The organism is Ruegeria sp. AG7 (assembly GCF_056541545.1).
Genome location: NZ_JBQFYP010000017.1, coordinates 38,172 through 60,343 on the forward strand (window position 1 = coordinate 38,172; position 22,172 = coordinate 60,343).

A 22,172-nucleotide genomic window follows, 5' to 3' on the forward strand; every position below is an offset into this window, starting at 1 on the left:
AACACGCTCGCCCCTTCTGCAAAAAACGGTAGTAAGTTGACCGAATACGTGTTATTTACTCGAAATATACCGAAAAATATGACCGAAACAAGTAATTTTTGGGTTCACCGCATCGGTAGTGCTAATGCTTAAGCGTGAAGAAATGCCCGAGGACTGTTTTGATATTGCCATCATAGGGGCGGGCATTATCGGGGCGGCGATTGCCCGTGGCTTGGCTTTGGAAGGGGCGCGCGTGGCTGTCCTTGAAAAAGCTATGGACCCTTTGGGCGGGGCCTCGAAGGGCAATAGCGCCATTTTGCATACGGGTTTTGACGCGCCGGTTGGATCGCTCGAACAGCAATGTGTTGCCCGGGGGCGCGAGATTTATCTGACGATACGTGAAGATCTTGGCCTTCCCCTGCATGAAACCGGCGCGATGGTTTTGGCCTGGAGCGATCAAGAGGCCGAAAAATTATCTGGTCTTTTGCAACAAGCCCATGAAAACGGTGTCGATGATGCAGCATGGATCGATCGCAACGATATTTTGGCGCGCGAACCGGCCTTATCCGATCGGGTCATCGCCGGGTTCGAGGTACCTGGCGAGCATATAATAGACCCTTGGACAACCCCTTATGCTTATCTGACGCAAGCCTTGGCCCATGGTGCATCATTTATTCCAGGCGCCGAAATCATGTCGGCAAGGCGCGACAATGACATATGGTCGCTGAATACCTTGCGCGGGTGCATCAAGGCGAAAGCGGTGGTGAATGCCGCCGGTTTATATGGCGATATCGTCGAAGAAAGGCTTTTGGGCACGGCGACGTTCAAGATCAAACCCCGCAAAGGCCAGTTTGTCATTTTCGACAAGGCTGCCGCGCGTCATTTGCGCTCGATCATTCTTCCGGTGCCGAATGACCGGACCAAGGGGGTTGTTCTGTGCCGCACGATTTTTGGCAATATCCTTGTGGGGCCAACAGCCGAAGAACAAGACAGCCGCGAGGATGCCTCGGTCGAACGAGAGACGCTTCTTAGCTTGCGGGCGCAGGCGATTGATATCCTGCCAGCTTTGGCCGATAGCGAAGTGACAAGTGTCTATGCGGGCATCCGTCCCGCGACGGAACGTAAGGAATATCGTATCATCGCGCGGCCTGATATGGGCTATGTCAATATTGGCGGCATCCGCTCGACCGGTCTGAGTGCGGCACTGGGGCTGGCGGAACATATTATCAAAACCCATGGTGACGCTTTGGGCGCACAACATTTTGCAAACCCACCGGTTTCTATGCCTGAAAAAATCGCCTTGCAACATTTGTCCGATTATCATCAGCGGGATTGGCAACGGCCCGGTAATGGCGGGATCATTTGCCATTGCGAAAAAGTAACCCATCGCGATATCCAAAACGCCCTTGCTGGCCCTTTGGCCCCTCGCAGCTTTGCCGGATTGAAGCGCCGGACCCGTGTATGCATGGGAACTTGCCAAGGCTTCTATTGCATGGCCGCAGTTGCGGCGGCCACAGGTGATGTGCTTGATGTTCCTATATGCGTAGAAGGCCAAAATCCCCATGACCGTTGAGCGTAAAGAGCTGTGTGATGTTGCAATCGTGGGGGGCGGCCCCGCCGGTTTGACACTGGCGGCTGAATTGCGGCATCTTGGTGTCGAGCGGGTGATCGTCCTTGAACGCGAGGCCGAGGCCGGGGGTATTCCCCGCCATTGTGGCCATTATCCGTTCGGGATCACCGAATATAACCGCCTTCTGAAGGGCCCTGATTATGCGCGGTGCAAAGTCGAAGATGCCGAACGTAAAGGGGTCGATCTGCGCACCGGCACAACCGTGACCGCGCTTCACCCGGGCGGCACGCTCGAGCTAAGCAGCCATGCAGGAACCGCAACGATCACAGCGCGGCGCGTTGTTCTGTGTACGGGCGCGCGTGAAGCAAGCCGCCCTCAGCGGTTCATTTCAGGAAGCCGCCCCCAAGGGGTTATCACCACCGGCGCGCTTCAGGCTTTCAGCTATATTGAAGGTCTTGTCCCCTTCAAAAAACCCGCGATTCTGGGGACCGAGCTTGTGTCTTTTTCTGCATTGCTGACCTGCCGACATGCGGGCATTCAGCCCGTCGCGATGATCGAGGAAAACCCGCGAATCACAGCGCGGGCATTCAGCCGCCTTTTGCCTGCTGTCTTGGGTGTTCCCATTCTGTCCCAGACCAAATTGACGCGGATTTTGGGCAAAAACCGTGTCGAGGGCATAGAAATCGAGCGCGCCGATGGCCGTAAAAAGGTTTTGGATGCCGATGGTGTCATTTGCACAGGCCGGTTCCGCCCCGAAGCAAGCTTGATGCGCAATGGCCATCTTGCGATTGACCCGAAAACGGGCGGGCCCTTGATCGATCAATTCATGACGACCTCTGATCCCAGCTATTTATGTGCGGGCAATCTGCTTAGACCCATTGAAACCCATGGATGGTGCGCTGAAGAGGGACGGCAAGCCGCGCGGATTATTGTTCAGGCGCTTGGGCAACCGGACAGGGCCGAGCCCCGGCGCCAAACGCCAATTCGGATCACGAGCCCGGCAATACGCTATGTTCTGCCTCAGCACCTGTCCACAGCTTGTCTCGGGGCGCATATGCCCAATCTACAACTTCGCCTGAACCGCCCCGCGCGTGGGCGGCTTGTGATTTCGGCGGATGGCAAAACCATCTGGTCGCGATCCATAAATTCCGTGCCCGAGCGCCGGATTCTCGTGCCGATTGCCCCCCTTCTGGCGCATGGCGCGACCACAAGCATCACTATCGGGCTGGAGGAACAGGATTGAGAATAGGCGCGATTGATCAGGGCACTACAAGCACCCGCATTCTGGTTCACGACAGCACAGGAAAAACCCATATTGCCAAGGCGATTGGGCATCGTCAGATATTGCCAAAACCTGGCTGGGTTGAACATGATCCGGAAGAGTTGATCCGGAATATTCAAGCTTGTCTTGACGCGGCCGGGCCACTGGACGCGGTCGGGATCGACAATCAGGGGGAAAGCTGCCTTGCTTGGGATGCCATCACCAAAGAGGCCCTAAGCCCCGTCATTGTCTGGCAGGATGAACGGACGAATGATGTGGTGGCCCGGCTGAAGGCCGACGGCGCCCAAGACCTTACACTTTCCAGATCCGGATTGCCGCTTGATAGTTATTTCTCGGCAAGCAAACTGGGCTGGATCCTTGAAAACGAACCAAAGGCGCAAAAGGCCCATAGGCGTGGTAGCTTGCGGTTGGGAACGAGTGATGCATTTTTCGTTGATCGTCTGGCCGGGCGTTGCATCACCGATGTTTCGACGGCCTCCCGCACCGCATTGATGAATCTTGAGACCTGCGATTGGGATCCGGATCTTTGCGCGCTTTTTGGCGTCCCGATCGATACTTTGCCCAAGATTGTTTCGAATACCGGTGATTTTGGACAGATCCAAGGCAGCGAAACCACGGCCCCTCTGACCGCGTTGATCGTGGATCAACAGGCGGCGCTTTACGGCGCTGGCTGTCGCCTGCCGGGCAAAGGAAAAGTGACTTTTGGCACCGGTGCTTTTGCGCTGATGTTAACCGGCGACACAATCTGTCGGGAACACAGCAAAGGCCTATTGCCGACCATTGCCTGGCGCAAACAAGGGCAAGCGGTAAATTATGCCGTTGATGGCGGCGTCTTTGCGGCTGGAGCCGCCGTTAATTGGGCCCGCGGATTGGGATTGTTCAACCAATTCGACGAAATCAACGCCTTCGATAAACCAAGTGCCATTTCCCGTGGCCTTGCCTTTGTTCCGGCACTTGCCGGGCTTGGCTGCCCCCATTGGAACAGGCGTGCACGTGGAACATGGCTTGGGCTTGGGCTTGACGATGGGCCCAAGGATTTGATGCAAGCCTTGCTGGAAGGAATCGCCTTTCGCGCCGCTGAGGTGATGCGCGCAATGACAGAAACCACGGCTGCCCGCAGCATGTTTTCAATCGATGGGGGTTTGACGGCCAATCCCTATTTTTGTCACGTTTTGGTAAATGCATTCCAGCAATCCCTGCGCCTTCAGAAGAATGCCGAAGTGACCGCGCTGGGCACCGCATGTCTTGCCGGTGAGGTCATCGGCATGCAAAACGTCCCGGCGCAACTAAACCGCCAAATCAACCCCGACAGAACTCAAAACCACCAAAATACCTTCGCCAAAGCGATTGCCCTCGCGCAGGAATGGGGAAGGGAGTGATTTGGCAAAGAACGTATTTCAACTTCATGCTAGGTGTTCAGTCCCGGCATCTGGTGGATCGGATTTAGAATGAAACGAACTGGTTTTGATGTCCAGATTTTGCAGATGCATTCGTAGGGAGTGAGACCGCTCAGAGTTTTGAGCCGACGCGCGAAGTTGTAGGCTTGCAGGAAGTCGCTGAGATGGCTGCGCAGTTGGTCGTGGCTATCGTAGTGATACCGCTTTACGGTCGCGTCTTTGATGGTGCGGTTCATGCGCTCCACCTGTCCATTGGTCCAAGGATGGTTCGGTTTGGTCAGACGATGTTCGATGTCGTTGGCCTCGCAAATTAGGTCAAAACGCATCTTGCGGAATGTGACGCTGTCGCGGTTCCGGGGCTGCTCTGCGAACTGGATGCCATTGTCTGTCAGGATCGTGTGAATTTTGTACGGCACGGCTTCAAGAAGGTGCTCCAGAAACTCCCAGGCTGTCTGGCGATTGGCCTTTTCGAAAAGCTGCGCGACTGCGAACTTGCTGGTCCGGTCAATGGCTACAAAGAGATAGAGCTTGCCCTCCTCGGTTCTGACTTCAGCGATATCGATGTGGAAATAGCCGATGGGATATCTCTTGAACTTCTGCCGTTTGGGCTTGTCTCCACTCATGTCTGGAAGGCGTGATATCCCGTGACGTTGCAAACAGCGATGCAGAGAAGACCGTGTGAGGTGTGGAATTGACGACTGCAAAGCATAGAGACAGTCATCCAGAGGCAACAGAGTATGCCGCCGGAACGTAACAACCATGGCTTCCTCTTCTTCGCTGAGAACGGTCGAGCGTGGTTCCTTCGGCCCGGTCTTCTGATCCTCAACCGTTTTGCGCTTCCGCCATTTGGCTACGGTCTTGGGATTGATCCCCAGTTCCCGGCTCAGCTCCGTGATCGAAGCTTGCGATCGCTGTATGTGAGCTCTGATGGCGTGCGTGGTCGAGGCGCTGCCATGACGAATTTGTCCCATAGTGCTTCCTTCCATTCAAACGAAAGGATCACACCATCAAACCGTGGGATCAAACACCTAGTTGTCAAGCTGACAGCTGCGCTGTCCAAAGTTTTGCCGGAGCCATGATGTCATGTGTCGAGCAAGCACTTCCAAGCTCGGCATCCGAGACAACCACTGTTTTTAGCAAGCGAGACCGTAAAAATCATCGCAATCATGCCCGTACCCTACCAGCCCTTAGGCAGTTCAGCGAATGCTCGGGGATGAATATTGGGCCTTTCATTTGTCTTGGCACAGCCGCTCATACGAACGTCTATTCAGCACAGCAGAGTTCGGGCAAATGGTCGAACCGTCGAGTTCCCTCTAGCAGCGCAAAGTTTCTGCGTGGATAAATGACGCAATGTCCCGCACTTGTGCGTCCGCCCGCGATGCAGCGAAAAGTCACTCTGAACTTCACCGCCCGGAGCAACGTAGAATGACCGAAAACGCGAAGTGCGCGGCGTCGCGGCGTAATGTCTGCTGCACTCGCAAAGGAATGCTGCATCGGCGCTAGACGCACGTGCATAAGGCGGCTCCGTCCGCGATGCGTGAGTTTGTCGATCGCTGGATTTCGCAGTCGCAGCTAAAGTCCGGTCTGGTGGGCCGCACCGCAGCGATGCGCGCCCTCGGTCAACGGCAGCAAAGGGCCGCTCACAAACTTCTCGATCTAGATGTGGAATATTGAGATATTCCCTGCCAAATCGACCTGAAGACGTCGAAGCACACAATCAGCATGTCGCATTACATAGCCTCCAACGTGTGGGTGAGGCCGTTTCGGATGTGATCTTCCAACAGTTTCTTGGCCGTGTCAGCGTCTCTGGCCAGCGCGGCATCGAACATGCCCTTGTGTTCCTTGACGGCCTCTTCGCCGCGATATGTCAGCACCAGCATCTGATACCGCAGATACTTGTCGTAGATGATCGAGTGCAGAGACAGAAGGTTCTTGGAGTTGCAGGCCGCGATCATCGCTTGGTGAAACTCCCAATCATATCGTTTCCAGGTTTCTTTCTCGGACTCGTCGCCCTTGAGAAGCTGCTGTTCCATCAGGTGCAGTTTGTGGTGTGCGGCAACGAGGTTGCCTTCCCAGTCCGTGTCGCCATTCGCAATGGACAACTCTAACGCGTGGCATTCCAACAGAACGCGCAGCTCTGAAATCTCGGTCAGGTCTTCTCGTGAAACTGGCGTGACCAGAAAACCCCGTTGCTCGGGAGCTTCGACAAATCCATCGCTGGCGAGCCGGTTCAGCGTTTCACGAAGTGTCGAAAGGCTTGCCGAGTAGCGTTCCTTCAGGGCGTCCAGCTTCAGTTTGGAGCCGGGCTGCAACTCCCCGAAGATGATGTCCCGCTTGATGCGCTGATAGATACTTGCACCTATCGTAGACGGCTGTTTCGCCATGCGTTTCACCCGATATTATCAGTTTCCTCGTTCAATTAGCATTTTTCAGAGACATCAGCAATCCAAACTGATGTATGGTAAAAATAAAAATATCATACATTATTGCGGAATCGCGAAAACCCCAATACGGTCGTGGCCAAGTTGGGCAAAGCAGCCCGATCGCAATCATCGGTTTCGGGATTTTCCGGACCCTCCGGAAGGAAGCAAAGTGTCTAAGAACTTTCGCATTGCCATTGTCGGCATTGGCCTTGTTGGACGCCGCCACGCAGACGCTATACGAGCGTTGCGCCATGTTGATCTCGTCGCGGTGGTCGACCCCAGCGATGAAGGCCGTGCTTACGCCGTTGAGCACGGGGTCGCATGTTACGAAACCCTCGAGGAAATGTTTGCAATTCAGACGCCGGACGGAGCTGTTCTTGCGACCCCGACCACGCTTCATGTTGAACAAGGCCTCACGTGTGTTCGACATGGTTGTCCCGTTCTTGTCGAAAAACCGATCGCCGTGGAAGCCACCACTGCACTGGAGCTTGTCCAAGCAGCGGAGAAGGCCAATGTGCCAATGATGGTCGGACATCATCGCAGACACAATCCTCTGATCAGGGCGGCTAAGGAAGCCATTGTCGATGGGAAGATTGGAGATGTGCGCGCTGTCCATGCGAATTGCTGGTTTTATAAGCCAGACGAATATTTTGATGCTGCGCCCTGGCGAAAGAAACCCGGCGCAGGGCCCATCTCGGTCAATCTTGTCCACGATGTGGATCTGCTGCGGTACCTGGCCGGAGAAGTCATGACCGTACAGGCGCGGTCGGCTGCATCGCAGCGGGGTTACGACAACGAAGATGTTGCCGGTGCTCTGTTGACGTTCGAAAGCGGAGCGATAGGAACCATAAGTGTGTCCGACAGCATCGTTGCTCCATGGAGCTGGGAGATGACGTCTCAGGAATATCCAATCTATCCTTCGACCACTGAGAGTAGCTACATGATAGGTGGCTCTCACGGGTCGTTGTCCGTTCCCGATCTTCGACTGTGGAGTTACCAGAGCGAGCAAAGGGATTGGTGGACGCCAATCTCATCAACCGCGCTGAAGAAGGGTGCATCCGACCCCTTGGTCAATCAACTCAGGCACTTTGTTGAAGTCGCTCGGCGCGGAGCAGATCCGATTGTGTCTGGATGGGAAGGTTTTAAAACACTCCAAGTTATTGAAGCTATACAGAATTCCTGCAGGACTGGCGAGACTGTCAGGATAAGAAACCTTCGGGAAACGCAACAACAGAGATTGCAGGTAATTAAAAATATCTGATATTTTGTAAAAAATCTTGCAAAATGTCCAAAATAGGTCAAAACTCAGAATCGGAAAATGCATCATGATGTCTCAGGGAGGAGCAAAGTGATTACCAAACTTACCCGCCGGGCTGCTGTATCAGCCCTGGTTGCAACCGGTGTTCTGTTTAGCGCAACAAGCGGTGCGCTGGCGGAAGACAAAGTGCAACTTCGCCTCGCAACATCAGGATCGGAGACCGACCAGCGCTCGGTCGCTATGGCCGAGGTTTTCGCGCCCATGGTCGCTGATTTCGCAAGCTACGAGCCCAGCTATAATGGAACCATCTTTGCCCAAGGCACCGAGTTGGACGCCATCAGCCGGGGTAACCTGGAAATGTCGATCACCTCGGCGCAGGAACTGGCACAGTTCTTCCCCGAGTTTTCGATCTTTACCGCAGGCTATGTCCACCAGGACGCCGCGCATCAGGTAGCTGTCTTCAACGATCCCTTGATGGATGCCTTTAAGCAGAAGGCCGAAGAAGAACTAGGCGTCAAACTGCTGTCGGTCATGTATCTGGGCCGTCGTCAGGTGAACCTGCGCCAGCCCAAGGATGAGCTGACAGTCACGACGCCCGCAGACTTGGAAGGCGTGAATCTGCGGATGCCGGGCACCGACGCATGGCAGTTCCTTGGCAAGGCGCTGGGTGCCGCGCCGACACCGATGGCCTTCTCCGAAGTCTATACCGCGCTGTCGACCGGTGCCGTTGACGGGCAGGATAACCCGTTGCCGACCGTCGTTGACGCCAAGTTCTATGAAGTGACCAATCAGATCGTCCTGACATCGCATCTGGTCGACCTGAACTATATAGCCATCGGCAAAGAAGTTTGGGACGGGCTGACACCGGAACAGCAAGCTAAGGTTCAGGAAGCTGCGGACGCAGCAGCTGAATCAGGCCGCCAGAAGCAGCTTCAGAAAGAAGAGGATCTTGTCAGCTTCCTGAAAGAGCAGGGCATGGAGATTTACGAACCCGATCTCGCTGCGTTCCGCGATCAGGTACAGTCTATGTATCTGGACAGCGAATTCGCTGGCTCATGGCCCGAAGGCGTTCTGGATCAGATCAACGCTCTGGGCAACTGAACCCAGTAAGACAGGGGAGGGAGAACCATAATGAAGGCCATTATGAAGGGGTTCTCCCGACTGACCGAAGCGATTGCCGGCGGGATGCTGGCGGCAATCTTCCTTATCTTCCTTCTCCAAATTCTACTACGGTACTTCTTCACCCCAGCAGGCTGGACGCTGGAATTGATCGGCATTCTTTGGGTCTGGGTGATTTTCTTCAGCTGCGCTTTCATCGTGCGCGAACGGGATCACGTGAAGTTCGACATCATCTATCTTTCGGTGCCGATGCGCGTACGGCAGGTCTTTGCGATGCTGGCGGCCGCAGCGATCGTAGTCGGTATGCTCTACAGCTTCCTTCCGACGTGGGACTACATCGACTGGATGAAAATCCGCAAGACATCGACTGTCCGCAATCCGTTCTCCGGTGAGAAGATACCGCTGCGCACAGTATTCTCGATTTACGCGGTATTCATGCTGGTCGTCGCAGCGCGCTACGCGTGGCTATTCTTCGACGTCATGCGCAATGGCCCACCAAAGACAGAGTTGGAACTGGTCGTTGGGTACAACGTGGTTGACGATCATCCCCGTGTCGACGTCGAAAAGGATGAGGAAGTTAAAAAATGAGTTTTGAACTTCTTTCCTGCCTGCTCGCTCTCTTTCTTCTGGCAGGCATCGGGACACCTATCGGCTATTCCATCCTCCTGGCCTCATTAGTGTACCTGGGCACGGCCGGACTGGACGTCGCCCTCGCGGGCGAGAAGATCCTGCAAGGCTTTTACAAAAGCACGATCCTGCTTGCCGTGCCTTTGTTCATCGTCGCCGCGAATATCATGAACGCTGGATCGATCACGGACCGTCTTTTGAACTTCTGCGTCGCTGCTGTCGGTCGTTTCAAGGGCGGCCTCGGGCACGTAAACGTGGTAGCGTCACTGATCTTTTCGGGTATGTCCGGCTCGGCCGTCGCGGATGCTGCGGGGATCGGGAAGATCATCATTGAAATGATGACCAAGGATGGCCGCTACAGCCGAGGCTACGCAGCTGCAATCACGGCAGCGTCGGCAACGATCGGCCCTATTATTCCGCCCTCTATCCCGATGGTTTTGTACGCGCTCGTTTCCAAGGCCTCCATCGGGTCGCTGTTTCTCGCCGGTATTCTGCCGGGCCTGATCATGGGCGTCGTCCTCATGGCGATGAACTATTATCTGGCCGGAAAGCGGAACTTTGCATTGGAAGAACCTGTTCCACTGCGCGAGTTGCCGGCTAAAACCGCCAACGCATTTCCGGCACTGCTGATGCCCGCAATCCTGCTATACGGCATATATGGGGGCGTCACCACTCCGACCGAAGCTGCCGCCGTAGCTGCATTCTACGCCCTGCTACTGGCAGCGTTGTTCTACCGAGCGCTGACCTTTCGCGGCCTTTATCAGGTGTTCGTCGACAGTGCGCGCTCTTCCGCAGCCGTCGGGGTTGTCATTGGTGGCGCGTTCATTCTGAACTTCATCGTCATTCAGGAGCAAATTCCTCAGTCTATCTCGGCGCTGCTGGAGGGTTCCGATGTTAGCCCGATTGTGTTCCTGATCCTCGTAAACCTGCTGATCCTCGCGCTGGGATGCGTGTTAGACGCAACAACGATCATCCTGGTGATTGTGCCCCTGTTCATTCCAACCTGCGAAGCGCTTGGGATTGATCTGGTGCATTTCGGGGTGCTGGTCGTCGTGAACTCGATGATCGGTCTGATCACGCCGCCCTATGGCATTCTGCTCTTTGTGATCAACGCCGTGACGGACATTCCGCTACGCGAAATCATCTCGGAAATCTGGGCCTTCCTCGCGGTTCTCATCTTCGCCCTGGTGATCATGATACTGATGCCTGATTTGGTCCTGTGGTTGCCGCGTATGTTTGGATATCAGGGATAATGTGCCTCTCGGTTTCGACAACGTCGATCCCCGGTGATCTGGCCGAAAAGCTGAGTGCTATCGCTGACGCGGGATTCGGGGGTGTCGAATTACACGAACCGGACTTGACCGCTTTTGACGGGCCGCCATCGCAAATTCGGAACATAGCATCAGATCTCGGCCTGAAGATTTGCCTGCTGCAACCTTTCCATAACCTTGAAGGCCAGTCTGGCGGCGGACGGGAGCGCGCCTTTGATCGACTGAAGCGCAAACTCGACCTGATGAGCGAGTTGGGTACGGATCTGCTGCTAATTGGGTCCGCATTCGAGGTCGATGCCGCTGCGACCGAAGAACAGGTAATCGCAGATCTTGGCGAGGCGGCCGAAATAGCAAAGGCAATGGGGTTGCGTCTGGCCTATATGGGCTTGCCATGGTCGGATCTTATTCACTCGGATGAACAGGCGTTAGGCGTCGTTGAAGCTATCGACAGCCCTTATTTGGGGTTGGCCTTGAATTCCTTCTTCTCGCTTGCCGACGGGTCCAAACCAGCCCGCCTTCGGGACATTCCTGGAGATCGGCTGTTCCATGTGCAGCTATCCGATGCACCCCGACTTGAGATGGATATTCGCAGGCTCAAACGGCACTTTGGGCTTCTGCCGGGGCTTGGGTCACTGAACCTTGCGGGCTTTGTGCGGGTGTTGTCCCGCGCTGGGTACAAGGGGCCTTGGTCCATTGCGCGCGTCAATGAAGCAGCTCCTCAACCCGGTGGCCTGACACTGGCCCGAGACAGCTACAGGTCGCTGGTGAACCTGTTAGATGAGGTTTCCCGGACCGAACCGGGAACAGATTTCGGCATCCCGGACCTGCCGGAACGCGTCTATGCGTCAGGCTTCGAATTCGTCGAATTTACAGCCGACGAAACAAGCGGCGCGCAGCTGGCAGATATGCTGTCAGCAATGTGTTTTCGAATGGAGCGAAAACACGTAACCAAGTCCGTCGAGCTGTGGCGGCAGGGCGCGATAAACATCGTTGTGAATACCGAAAAGGAAGGTTTCGCCCATTCGGCGTTCCTGGGTCACGGCCCCTCCGTGTGTGACATGGGGTTGCGTGTCAAAGATGCGGATCAGACGGTTCAGCGAGCGACCGCGTTGGGCGCGCCGAATTTCTCACAGCCGGTAGGGACTGGGGAACTGGACATCCCGGCCATCCGAGGTGTTGGTGGCAATGTTGTACATTTCATAGATGAGAAATCCGATCTGCATCGGGTTTGGGACATCGAGTTCGAGCCAGTCGCCAAGACCAAAGCGATCCAGCCTGCCGGTCTGCGCCGCATCGACCATCTGGCGCAGACGATGCGTAACGATGAGATGCAAAGCTGGCTGCTCTATTACATTTCGACTTTTGAGATGGCAAAGTCCCCGATCGTAAACGTTGCCGACCCATCAGGTGTTGTGCAAAGCCAAGCCATCGAGAGCCCCGAGGGCGAAGTGCGTTTAAACCTGAATGGTGCAGTTGGGCGTCGAACACTGGCGGCTTCATTCCTTGAAGACGGTTTTGGTGCCGGTGTTCAGCACATAGCCTTCCAGTCGGACGACATATTTGAAACCTCAGCCCAATTGCGGAAGTCCGGCTTTCCCAGCCTGTCCATCCCAGAAAACTACTACGCTGATCTGCAAGCGACATTCGGGTTAAGTGAAGACCTGATCGCCCAAATGCGCAGGGATAACATTCTCTACGACCGCGCAGCGGGTTCCGAGTATTTTCAGATCTACAGCCGACCTATCTTTAACGGCTTCTTCTTTGAAATTGTTGAGCGCCGATCTGGCTACTCCGGCTACGGCGCGCGCAATGCTGCGTTCCGATTGGCGGCCCAAGCGCGACACCACATGGCGGAAGGAACAACCTGATATGAAGGCGGCACTAATCGGCCAAGGTATTGCTGGCTCCATGACGCCTGAGATGCACGAGGCAGAAGGTCGGGCGCAGGGTATCGATCTGAGCTACGGTAGGATCGACACTGCAAAAGAGCCATTTCGTGGAATGTCGGTCGCTGATTTACTGCATTATTCCGTTGAATTAGGCTGCGCGGCGGTCAACGTGACGCATCCCTACAAAGCATCAGTCATTGATCATCTTGATGAGCTTTCCAAGACTGCTGAGGAGCTTCAAGCTGTCAACGCGGTGGTTTTTTGTGACGACCGAATGGTTGGCCACAACACCGACTACATAGGTTTCCACAGTGCCTTCGGAGATTTTTTGGGATCATCGAAGACTGAAACGGTTCTCATGTTTGGAGCTGGTGGCGCGGGCAGTGCAGTCTCTTTGGCTTTGCTTGATTCAGGTGTTCGAGACCTGGAGATAATCGATCCTGACTTCCACCGAGCGCAGGCGCTGGTCAGTCGACTAGAGGTCTTGCGCCCTTATGCAAAGATTCAGGGTTCCCCTTCGATTTCGTTGGATCGGATCGAACTTGTGGACGGAGTGGTCAACGCAACACCACTTGGAATGGGCAAGTACCCCGGAACAGTCATTGAACCATCCCTGTTGCGGCCCGATGCATGGGTGGCAGACATCGTATATTTCCCGCTTGAGACACACCTACTGAGCAGGGCCCGCGCAACTGGGTTGAAAGTGATGAATGGTGCTGGAATGGCGGTTCATCAGGCTGCAGCGTCTTTTGAAATCTTCACCGGCTGCACCGCCTCAATCAGTCGCCTTCAAAACGTTTTCGATTCACTTCGTCAGCAGCGCATGCGCGAGTTTAGAGGTGCAACGGTATGACAAACGACGAACAAGCAATCCGCCAATGGTGGCGCACATCCATCATTGACATGAAACCCGGTAAGATCGCGTTTCGTGGCAACGCAATAGAGGATCTGATCGGGAACGTTTCTTTTCCGCAAATGATCTGGCTGATGGTGCGGGGTGATCTGCCCAGCGACGCACAAGCGCGTCTGTTCGAAGCCGCTTTGGTCGCAGGCGTGGATCACGGCCCACAGGCCCCCTCAATCGCGGCGGCGCGCATGGCTGCCACCTGCGGGGTAGGTCTCAATAATGCGATGGCGACTGCGGTGAACATGCTGGGCGATGTGCATGGCGGGGCAGGGGAGCAATGCGCCGAGCTGTATTATGATATCTCGGAACGCATGAATGCTGGGGCATCGCTGATTAATGCTGTTCAGGACGGTCTGGACAGCTGGCGCGAGACGTACGGCAAGATCGTCTCGGGCTTTGGCCACCGTTTTCACAAGCCCGTCGACCCGCGCGCGCCCAGGCTGATGCAACTTGTTCGTGATGCAGCGACAGAAGGTACAGTTTCTGGCCGCTTTGCCGATATCGGAGAAGAGGTTCAGTCCGAACTCGGTCGTCAACGCGGCGGTCGGCCGATTGCCATGAATATCGATGGTGCAACAGCCGTGATCTTCTGCGAACTTGGCTTTCCTGCGCCCTTGTCGCGAGGGCTGTTCTGCCTGTCCCGCTCGGTCGGAATACTTGCCCATGCGTGGGAGCAGATGGGTCAGGGCGGTCGGAACAAAGGGCCCATGCCCCCGAATTACTTACCCCACTACGAAGACAGGAATGATGACACGTGAGACATCGAAATCCTTCCGGGTCGGCCTTATCGGCTGTGGTCGTATCAGCGATATTTATCTAAAAACACTCTCCAATTTCTCAAACGTCGAGGTCGTCGCCTGCGCCAGCCTCGATCCTTTGGAAAGCCGCGCCAAGGCGGATCAATACGGCATCTCCAAGGCCTGCACACCGGATGAGGTGTTCGATGACCCGACGATTGACTGCGTTCTGAACCTGACGATCCCGGCAGCCCATGCCGACATCAGCCTGCGCGCCTTGGAGGCGGGCAAGCACGTCTATTCGGAAAAACCACTGGTCATGAACCGGACGGATGGCAAGGCGATTCTGTACGCGGCCGCCGAAAAGGGGCTGCTGGTCGGTTGCGCGCCCGACACGTTTCTGGGCGGTCGCTGGCAAACCGTTCGGCGCTTGATAGACGAAGGCGCAATCGGGAAACCAACTGGGGTATTTGCCCATGTCGGAACCCACGGGACGGAACGCCATCATCCCAATCCGGATTTCTACTATCAGGTGGGTGGTGGGCCATTGCTGGACCTTGGGCCTTACTACCTGACCGCCATGATCTGCTGTCTTGGTCCCGTTGATCGGGTCGCCGGAATGGCACGACGCACATTCGACAAGCGGATGATCGAGAATGGTCCCCGAAACGGGGAATGGATGGATGTCGAGGTCGACACGCATTCGCTTAGCCTGTTGCAGTTCTCATCCGGCGCCATCGGGTCGATGACAATGAGTTTCGACGTCTGGGACAGCGAAACCCCGCGCTTCGAGATCTATGGTGAAAACGGAACCATCAGCATTCCGGATCCTGACCCGGTGCATGGTGCCAATATCTTTCAAGGCGATGTTTGGCTGAAGACGCGCGAAACCTCGCGCTGGTCACATCAGCCCCGTCCAACAGGTCGCGAAGACTGGCCGGTGGTCGAGAACAAACACGGGTTCAACGAAGACAGCCGCGGCTTAGGCCTTTTGGACCTTGCTCTGGCCACACAGGAAGGGCGTCAGCCCCGTGCCAGTGGCGCGCTTGCCTACCATGTGTTCGAGGTCATGGACGCGATTGAACGGGCACCGAAATTCGGAGCCTATCAGACCATAGAAAGCCGGTGCGAGGCACCGAAGCCTCTGCCGGTCAATTTCCTGCAAGATGAGCGGAAGGAGCTGGCTCATGCCGGTTAAAAAACTCGACTTTGCGCTGCCTTTCTTTGACGTCCAGCACATCACTGATGAACAGATTTCCGTCGAGGGCCGTGCAATCGTGTTAACCTTGGCGAACGGGGCCTCTTGATCGAGGATCAAGCCGTTGCGCCACTTTCGTCCGTGATTGTACAAAATAGCGTTTTGCACGGTGTGGAGCGCGCGGTGATCGTCCATGGCTTTGATGCCCACGGCGATGACGGCCAGCTGTTTGCAAAGGTGAAAAACACGTGGCCGTCTGCTTTTGACGTCCGGCAAGAGGAGCGTTTGCGCGGTGTCAGCCATTACATGTCGCCAAAGGTCTTCGTCGGTAACGTCGGGCTGACCATGTATCACTCGGGTTCGGTTCCGCTGAATGTCGGATTGCACATGGATCATCCGTTCTGCCCCGTACCGGGGTTTCGCGAAGTGCATACGCAAATCGTTGGCTTTGGCAAAATGCAGCAATGCCGGGAACGGGACGTTGAAACCCTTTATCTCGAAGAGTTCATGGCCCCGGGCACGACGCACAAGCCGATGTATGACACCGAAGGCAACTATCCCTGGCATCAATACGAGACGATTACCCCCAGCATCTTCATGGCGGTGGAAATCCTGCCCGAGGGCGCACGGGTCCCGGAAATGGAGGTTCAGAATGGCTGAGAGACTTCTGCCCGAAAACCTGAATTTTGACGGTCCTTTCCCCCGGTTGTCGCGCCGTTTGCGCCTGGGCGTTGTTGGCGGAGGGCGGATATCTGTCACGCAAGCAACGGCCGCGCGGATGACCGACCGGTGGGAGGTCGCCGCAGGTGCGCTCAGTTCTGACGCCGCGCGCAGCAAGGCGCGCGGGGCCGAGTGGTTTCTGCCGGCAGACCGGTGCTATGCGTCGTTCGAGGAGATGGCGCAGGCTGAGGCAGCGCGTCCGGATGGCGTGGATGCCGTGATGATCACCACTCCGAACCACGTTCATTTCGACGCGGCCAAAGCGTTTCTGGAGGCGGGCATTGACGTGCTGTGCGACAAGCCCCTGACCAATGAAGTCGCCGAGGCCGAGGGGCTTGAGGAGATCACCGCGCGCACCGGGCAGGTCTTTGCCGTCGGCTATGCGATGTCGTGCTTTCCGGTAATCCGGCAGGCGAAACAGATCGTGGCCGATGGCGGTATCGGCAAGATCAACCAGATCCATGTTGAGTTCATGCAAGACTGGATGACGCCCGAAGATGTGGCCGATGCGCCTCATGTAAAGTGGCGGCTGGATCCCAAGATTTCAGGCCCGACCAGTTGTGTCGGCGATATCGGCACCCATGCCGCGCATCTCGCCAGTTTTGTCTCGGGCCTGCCGATGACCGACCTGCGGGCCGAGTTCCACGTCTGCGGCGCGTCAAAGCCTTTGGAAGACACGGTATTCATGTTCACCAGCTATCAAAACGAGGTTCCGGGAACCCTGATGGCAACGCGCCTTGCCCCCGGAAACCGGGGCGGGTTGCGGTTGCGCATATTCGGGAGCGAAGGAGGTCTCGAGTGGGATTTGGAGAAGTCCGAGCAGCTGAAGTTCAATCGGTTTGGTGAACCGGATCGTATTATCAGCCGAGGTCACGGGCATGGCATCGGCCCCGGTGCAGAACGACTGATCCGTACCGCACGGGGTTTTCCGGAGGGGATTATCGAAGCCTGGGCCAACTTATATACGGAATTTGCCATGGGGGTGGCTGCCCGCCGGGATGGTGTCCCGGTTCCGGCTGATTGGCTTACTTATCCCAGTGTCGATCAAGGTGCAGACGGCGTGCGTTTCATTGGTGCCTCGGTCCGGTCACACCAATCCGGCGGTGATTGGGTCACAGTTTAAAACATAAATCCGAGCAGTTGGAAAACGCCCGTGGCATCGCCCGGGCGTTTCTATTTTCAGAGCAGCATTCAGAGTTGATATTTTAAAAAATATCAGATATTTTTTACTACGTGTGATGAATTTGAGATTCGCAGACACGTGGAGCTGTCGTTCATGGTGAAACCCGATGAGGCTGGCGCAAGCCCCTCTCTTTATTCCTTGGCGCATCTGACGCTGATCGGCTGCACGCCGCCCGAGTTGGTTTATATCGCCGCCCGGGCCGGTTACGATGCCGTCAGCCCGCGGTTCATTCCGATGCACGTGCCCGGTGAATTTACTCAGTCTCCAATCGACAAGGCGCAGGTGCAGGCCACCAAAACGGCTCTCTCTACCACCGGGGTGAAAGTCCTCGATGTCGAGCTTGCGCGCATCACGGAAGATGTCGATCCGCGCAGTTTTGAGCCCTCGTTGGAGATCGGAGGGGAACTCGGCGCCAAACGCATGATCATGAGCGCATGGACCAACGCCCGCGATGATCGTGACTTTCTGATCGACGTCTATTCCGAAACCTGCGAACTGGCAGCGCCCTACGGGTTAACGGTGGACTTGGAGTTTCCGAGCTTCTCCCGCTTGCGCACGCTGGATGAAGCACTGGACATTGTCCGCGCCTCTGATCAGCCCAACGGCGGTATTCTGGTTGATACGCTCTACCTGCACCTCAGCCGCGTAGATCTTGGTGAGCTGTTGCACGTTCCCTCGGACCTGTTTCACTTCCTGCATATCTCTGATTGCCTGCCCGGCATCGCCGATACGCGTGAGGGCATGATCCAACTGGCCCGCGATGCGCGGCTATATCCCGGTGAGGGATGGATCGATTTCACCGGCATCATCGAACGGATGCCACCCGTCGACTATTCCATCGAACTGCCCAACCAAAGCCGCGTGGCCGAGTTGGGATATGAAGAACACGCGCGTCGCTGTCTCAGCCACGCCAAGCGAACATTCGGCGAGGCGCGGTCACAGCGTCGTATGCACGATGCAGCAATTCCAAAACACCAAGAGGATCACCATGGGCAAAGAGCTCACTGAAAACGATCGCAACATGGCGGTCGATATGCTGGAACGCGCCCGCGCCGCCATGGCCGAGATTGAGGATTGGGATCAGGACAGGCTGAACCGCCTGTCCCAAGCAATCGCGTGGTATGCGGGGAACGAGAAAACTTTCACGCGCCTGGCCCAGCAAGGCGTGGACGAAAGCGGCATCGGAGATCGCGAAGGGCGTCCAGCGAAACGGTTCAAAATCCACATGGTACTGCGTGATGTCTTGCGCACGCCCTCGACGGGGATCGTCGAAGTCGACGAAGAAAAGGGGCTCGTGAAATACGCCAAACCTGCCGGTGTGATCGCGTCTCTGATCCCCATGACCAATCCAGCAATGACACCGCCAGTGACCGGCGTGTCCGCCGCAAATGCCCGGAATGCGGTCATCTTCAGCCCGCACCCGCGAACCGCTCACACGACCTTTGAAATGGTCGAAGTCATGCGTGCAGCTTGTCGTGCTGCCGGTGCTCCCGAGGACTTGTTTCAGTCCATTCGCAAACCGTCGATACCATTGACGCAACATCTGATGGAGATCTGCGACCTGACTTTGGCGACGGGAGGCAAGCCCATGGTCAAAGCAGCGTACAGTTCAGGGCGTCCAGCCTATGGTGTCGGCGCGGGCAATTCATCCATCGTCATCGATGAGACAGCCGACTTGGACATCGCCGCTCAGAACACCCGAATTTCCAAGACGTCTGACTTTGGTTCGGGTTGTTCGGCCGACGGTAACATCATCATCCAGCGCTCGGTTTACGACGATATGGTCAAGGCGCTTGAGGCCGAAGGTGGATACCTGTGTTCGGACGAAGAGAAGGCCATGCTCGAAGAGGCCATGTGGGACGAAAAGGGCAACCGCACGTTTCCGACCATCGCCTGTCCGCCTCAGCAAACGGCCAAGGTCGCCGGGTTCTCGATCCCAGAAGATCGCAAATTCCTGATGGTTGAAAATCAGGGGCAAATCGGGCCGCAGCACAAGTTTTCGAAGGAAAAACTGACAACGCTGATGGCGCTATATCACTTCGACACATTCGATGACGCGCTGGAAACGGTTAGCCAGATTTACAACACCGGGGGCAAGGGCCATTCCTGCGGCATCTACAGCCACAATGACGATCACATCGATCGGTTGGCGCGCCTGGCTCCGGTCAGCCGTATGATGGTGCGACAGCCTCAGTCCAAGGCCAACGCGGGTGCCTGGACCAATGGCATGCCAATGACCAGCAGCCTTGGTTGCGGCATCTGGGGCGGAAACATCACGAATGAAAATGTCACCATGAAACACATGATGAACTACACCTGGGTCAGCCGTCCGATCCCCGAGGATCGCCCCTCGGAGCCGGACCTGTTCGGTGAGTTCTACGGACAGGAGGTCGCGTGATGGACGGAGCGAAACTGGACGGCAAAACCGTTGCCGAGCACATCGTAGACTTTCTCGAACGCCGTGAGGTCAAGCATGTGTTCGGGCTTTGTGGCCATACGAATATCGCGGTTCTGGCCGCTCTGGCCGAAAGCCCGATTGATTTCGTTACCGTGCGGCACGAACAAATCGCCAGTCACGCGGCGGACGCTTATGCCCGCGTGACGGGCAAGGCCTCGGTGGTGTTGTCCCATCTCTCCCCGGGGCTTACCAATTGCGCCACCGGGGTCGCCAACGCGGCACTGGACTGTATCCCGATGGTGGTGATCGCAGGCGATATTCCCACGCATTACTACGGCAAACATCCGCATCAAGAGGTGAACCTGCACGCGGACGCCGCCCAGTGGGAAATCTATCGCCCCTTTGTCAAACGTGCATGGCGGGTAGATCGGGCTGACCTGATGGCCGAGATCCTGGAAAAGGCGTTTCATCTGGCCGAAAGCGGACAGCCCGGCCCGGTGCTGGTCAACGTGCCGATGGACATCTTCTCGGAAGTCATCCCCTCGGACAGCTTCGACCGTATTCTCGACAACACGCGCGCGCTCAAGAAACCGTCGATTGACGATGAAACGGCACGCGAGATTGTCGAAGCCTTGGCAAGGGCCGAAAACCCGGTCGCTTATGTCGGCGGCGGTATCCTTCTGGCTCAGGCCAGCGAGGAGTTGCGCGACTTCGTTGAACATATGGGCCTGCCGGTCGCGCATTCCCTGATGGGCAAGGGCGCATTGCGGGACGACCATCCGCTGGTGTTGGGCATGACCGGGTTTTGGGGCACCGAGCTGGTCAACCAGTCCTGCCTGAATGCGGATTACATCTTTGCCGTCGGCACTCGGTTCAAAGAGGCCGATTGCTCCAGCTGGTATCCCGGCTACACGTTTAACATCCCCGGTTCCAAGGTCATTCATATCGACATCGAACCGCAAGAGATTGGACGGAACTATCCCACCGAGATCGGAGTCGTTGCTGACGCCAAGGCCGCTTTGCGAGTCGTCAACCGGGTTGCCCGCGAGATGTATCCTGAGGGCTTCAAACGCCCCGCGCTGGAACAGAAGATCACCGACTTCCGAACGAACTTCAAAGCGCGCAACGTGGACATGGCGACCTCGTCGTCCTTTCCGATGATGCCCGAACGTATTTTGGCAGATACCCGCAAGGCACTGCCCGAGGATGCCATTATCACTACGGACGTGGGATGGAACAAGAACGGCGTCGGACAACAATTCGATATCCTGGCACCCGGTTCAATCCTGACCCCGGGTGGATTCGCGACGATGGGCTTTGGCCCTCCGGGAGCGATCGGCGCAAAACTGGCAGCCCCTGACCGTGTGGTGATAAGTCTTGTTGGCGATGGGGGGTTCGGTCAGAACCCGTCGATGCTGGCAACCGCGGTCGAGCTTGATCTGGGCATCATCTGGCTGGTTATGAACAACAACGCCTTCGGCACTATCGCGGGCCTTCAAAAGGCGCATTACGGTCTGACATACGGGACCACGTTCCCTGGATCAGCCGCAGCTCCAGCAAACGGACCGGGTTATGCAGATATTGCAAGAGCTTATGGTGCAGAAGGGCACAGGCTCAGTGCTGCTGATGAATTGTTGCCCGCATTGGAAGCGGCAATCGCCAGCGGCAAACCAACCGTTCTTGATGTCCCAATGATCAACAACCCAACACCAACGACCGGACATTGGAACATCTTGGACATATACTCACCGGACAAAGAGGTATCTCACGTCGCGACTTGACGAAACTGGGCGCGTTCAGACGCGCCCAGTTTCTTGTGTCAATGCTCATCCGTGTTCGAGCAAATATCAACAGCTCCGTCGCGGCGCGGTCATCGTTGTTGTGTGTCTGAACTTTTTTGTTGGTTAGTTATTCTCAACGAAGCACGTGAGATAATGTCAAATTGCAATAACGCTGAAGTATGTGCGTTCTTAGCGTCCAAGTTTTCTCTCTCGCAGCGAATGGCAGATTCGACGGGATGCGTCGCAGCATCACCAACAGGCGGCCAACGGCATCTGTGGGTGGCTCCTGCATTGCAAGAGTTTTTTGGCGATTTCTGCGGTCGATTTCGTCAGTACTGTCGTCTGTCCGGCCTGTTCGTGCGGTGGTGTTCCGCTGGCCCTGATGAATTCCGCGAGCGAGGTTCCAATCGGCTTATCGGCCTCGGAAGAGGGC

18 protein-coding genes are annotated in these 22,172 nt (G+C 56.2%); 16 read left to right on the forward strand and 2 right to left on the reverse strand.

Features of this window, described 5'->3' with window-relative positions; all coding sequences use genetic code 11:
• Positions 1-124: 124 nt before the first annotated feature.
• Genes ACR0BF_RS17625 through ACR0BF_RS17635 form a run of 3 tightly spaced genes read left to right on the forward strand, consistent with a single transcriptional unit; the run spans position 125 to position 4,210 of the window.
• The gene (locus tag ACR0BF_RS17625) at positions 125-1,552 is read left to right on the forward strand and encodes an FAD-dependent oxidoreductase (RefSeq protein ID WP_480625429.1); all 1,428 of its coding nucleotides are present in this window, start codon (positions 125-127) and stop codon (positions 1,550-1,552) included.
• Positions 1,542-2,792 carry an NAD(P)/FAD-dependent oxidoreductase gene (locus ACR0BF_RS17630; protein WP_480484921.1) on the forward strand — a complete coding sequence of 417 codons (1,251 nt, stop codon included), beginning with the start codon at positions 1,542-1,544 and terminating at the stop codon, positions 2,790-2,792. Before ACR0BF_RS17625 ends, ACR0BF_RS17630 begins: the two co-directional genes overlap by 11 nt.
• Positions 2,789-4,210, forward strand: a complete 1,422-nt coding sequence (locus ACR0BF_RS17635) for an FGGY family carbohydrate kinase (RefSeq protein WP_480495728.1) — start codon at positions 2,789-2,791, stop codon at positions 4,208-4,210. The genes ACR0BF_RS17630 and ACR0BF_RS17635 overlap by 4 nt, the downstream gene beginning before the upstream one ends.
• A gap of 29 nt (positions 4,211-4,239) precedes the next feature.
• On the opposite strand, the gene ACR0BF_RS17640 is transcribed toward ACR0BF_RS17635, so the two are convergent.
• Both ACR0BF_RS17640 and ACR0BF_RS17645 read right to left on the reverse strand, forming a co-directional pair.
• A complete protein-coding gene (locus ACR0BF_RS17640; protein ID WP_480625430.1) occupies positions 4,240-5,199 on the reverse strand; it encodes an IS481 family transposase in 960 nt (319 codons plus the stop codon).
• A 759-nt stretch (positions 5,200-5,958) separates the two neighbouring features.
• Positions 5,959-6,612: a GntR family transcriptional regulator gene (locus tag ACR0BF_RS17645; RefSeq protein ID WP_480607554.1), complete on the reverse strand. Its 654-nt coding sequence runs from the start codon at positions 6,610-6,612 to the stop codon at positions 5,959-5,961.
• Between ACR0BF_RS17645 and ACR0BF_RS17650 the strand changes: the two genes are divergently transcribed.
• From ACR0BF_RS17650 to ACR0BF_RS17710, 13 genes are all read left to right on the forward strand, one after another.
• Positions 6,611-7,912 (forward strand): Gfo/Idh/MocA family protein, encoded by a 1,302-nt coding sequence (locus tag ACR0BF_RS17650; protein ID WP_480625431.1) that lies wholly within the window; start codon positions 6,611-6,613, stop codon positions 7,910-7,912. The two genes, ACR0BF_RS17645 and ACR0BF_RS17650, sit on opposite strands and share 2 nt — an antisense overlap.
• Positions 7,913-7,999: 87 nt before the next feature.
• Entirely contained in the window at positions 8,000-9,010 is a 1,011-nt protein-coding gene (locus tag ACR0BF_RS17655; RefSeq protein WP_480554957.1) for a sialic acid TRAP transporter substrate-binding protein SiaP, read from the forward strand.
• A 30-nt stretch (positions 9,011-9,040) separates the two neighbouring features.
• Positions 9,041-9,616: a TRAP transporter small permease gene (locus ACR0BF_RS17660; RefSeq protein WP_480520424.1), complete on the forward strand. Its 576-nt coding sequence runs from the start codon at positions 9,041-9,043 to the stop codon at positions 9,614-9,616.
• A complete protein-coding gene (locus tag ACR0BF_RS17665) occupies positions 9,613-10,908 on the forward strand; it encodes a TRAP transporter large permease (RefSeq protein ID WP_170753386.1) in 1,296 nt (431 codons plus the stop codon). The genes ACR0BF_RS17660 and ACR0BF_RS17665 overlap by 4 nt, the downstream gene beginning before the upstream one ends.
• Positions 10,908-12,794 carry a bifunctional sugar phosphate isomerase/epimerase/4-hydroxyphenylpyruvate dioxygenase family protein gene (locus ACR0BF_RS17670; protein ID WP_480607549.1) on the forward strand — a complete coding sequence of 629 codons (1,887 nt, stop codon included), beginning with the start codon at positions 10,908-10,910 and terminating at the stop codon, positions 12,792-12,794. The genes ACR0BF_RS17665 and ACR0BF_RS17670 overlap by 1 nt, the downstream gene beginning before the upstream one ends.
• Positions 12,736-13,668: a shikimate dehydrogenase gene (locus ACR0BF_RS17675; RefSeq protein WP_480520420.1), complete on the forward strand. Its 933-nt coding sequence runs from the start codon at positions 12,736-12,738 to the stop codon at positions 13,666-13,668. Before ACR0BF_RS17670 ends, ACR0BF_RS17675 begins: the two co-directional genes overlap by 59 nt.
• A complete protein-coding gene (locus ACR0BF_RS17680) occupies positions 13,665-14,480 on the forward strand; it encodes a citryl-CoA lyase (RefSeq protein ID WP_480520418.1) in 816 nt (271 codons plus the stop codon). Before ACR0BF_RS17675 ends, ACR0BF_RS17680 begins: the two co-directional genes overlap by 4 nt.
• Complete coding sequence (locus ACR0BF_RS17685; protein ID WP_480625432.1) at positions 14,470-15,657, forward strand: Gfo/Idh/MocA family protein; 1,188 nt, start codon at positions 14,470-14,472, stop codon at positions 15,655-15,657. The genes ACR0BF_RS17680 and ACR0BF_RS17685 overlap by 11 nt, the downstream gene beginning before the upstream one ends.
• Positions 15,658-15,762: 105 nt before the next feature.
• Positions 15,763-16,317 (forward strand): hypothetical protein, encoded by a 555-nt coding sequence (locus tag ACR0BF_RS17690; protein WP_480625433.1) that lies wholly within the window; start codon positions 15,763-15,765, stop codon positions 16,315-16,317.
• Positions 16,310-17,500: a Gfo/Idh/MocA family protein gene (locus tag ACR0BF_RS17695; protein ID WP_480520412.1), complete on the forward strand. Its 1,191-nt coding sequence runs from the start codon at positions 16,310-16,312 to the stop codon at positions 17,498-17,500. The genes ACR0BF_RS17690 and ACR0BF_RS17695 overlap by 8 nt, the downstream gene beginning before the upstream one ends.
• 153 nt (positions 17,501-17,653) lie before the next feature.
• Positions 17,654-18,568, forward strand: a complete 915-nt coding sequence (locus tag ACR0BF_RS17700) for a sugar phosphate isomerase/epimerase family protein (protein WP_480520410.1) — start codon at positions 17,654-17,656, stop codon at positions 18,566-18,568.
• Positions 18,549-19,958, forward strand: a complete 1,410-nt coding sequence (locus tag ACR0BF_RS17705; RefSeq protein WP_480607539.1) for an aldehyde dehydrogenase family protein — start codon at positions 18,549-18,551, stop codon at positions 19,956-19,958. The genes ACR0BF_RS17700 and ACR0BF_RS17705 overlap by 20 nt, the downstream gene beginning before the upstream one ends.
• A complete protein-coding gene (locus ACR0BF_RS17710; RefSeq protein ID WP_480520406.1) occupies positions 19,958-21,739 on the forward strand; it encodes a thiamine pyrophosphate-binding protein in 1,782 nt (593 codons plus the stop codon). Before ACR0BF_RS17705 ends, ACR0BF_RS17710 begins: the two co-directional genes overlap by 1 nt.
• Positions 21,740-22,172: the final 433 nt, after the last annotated feature.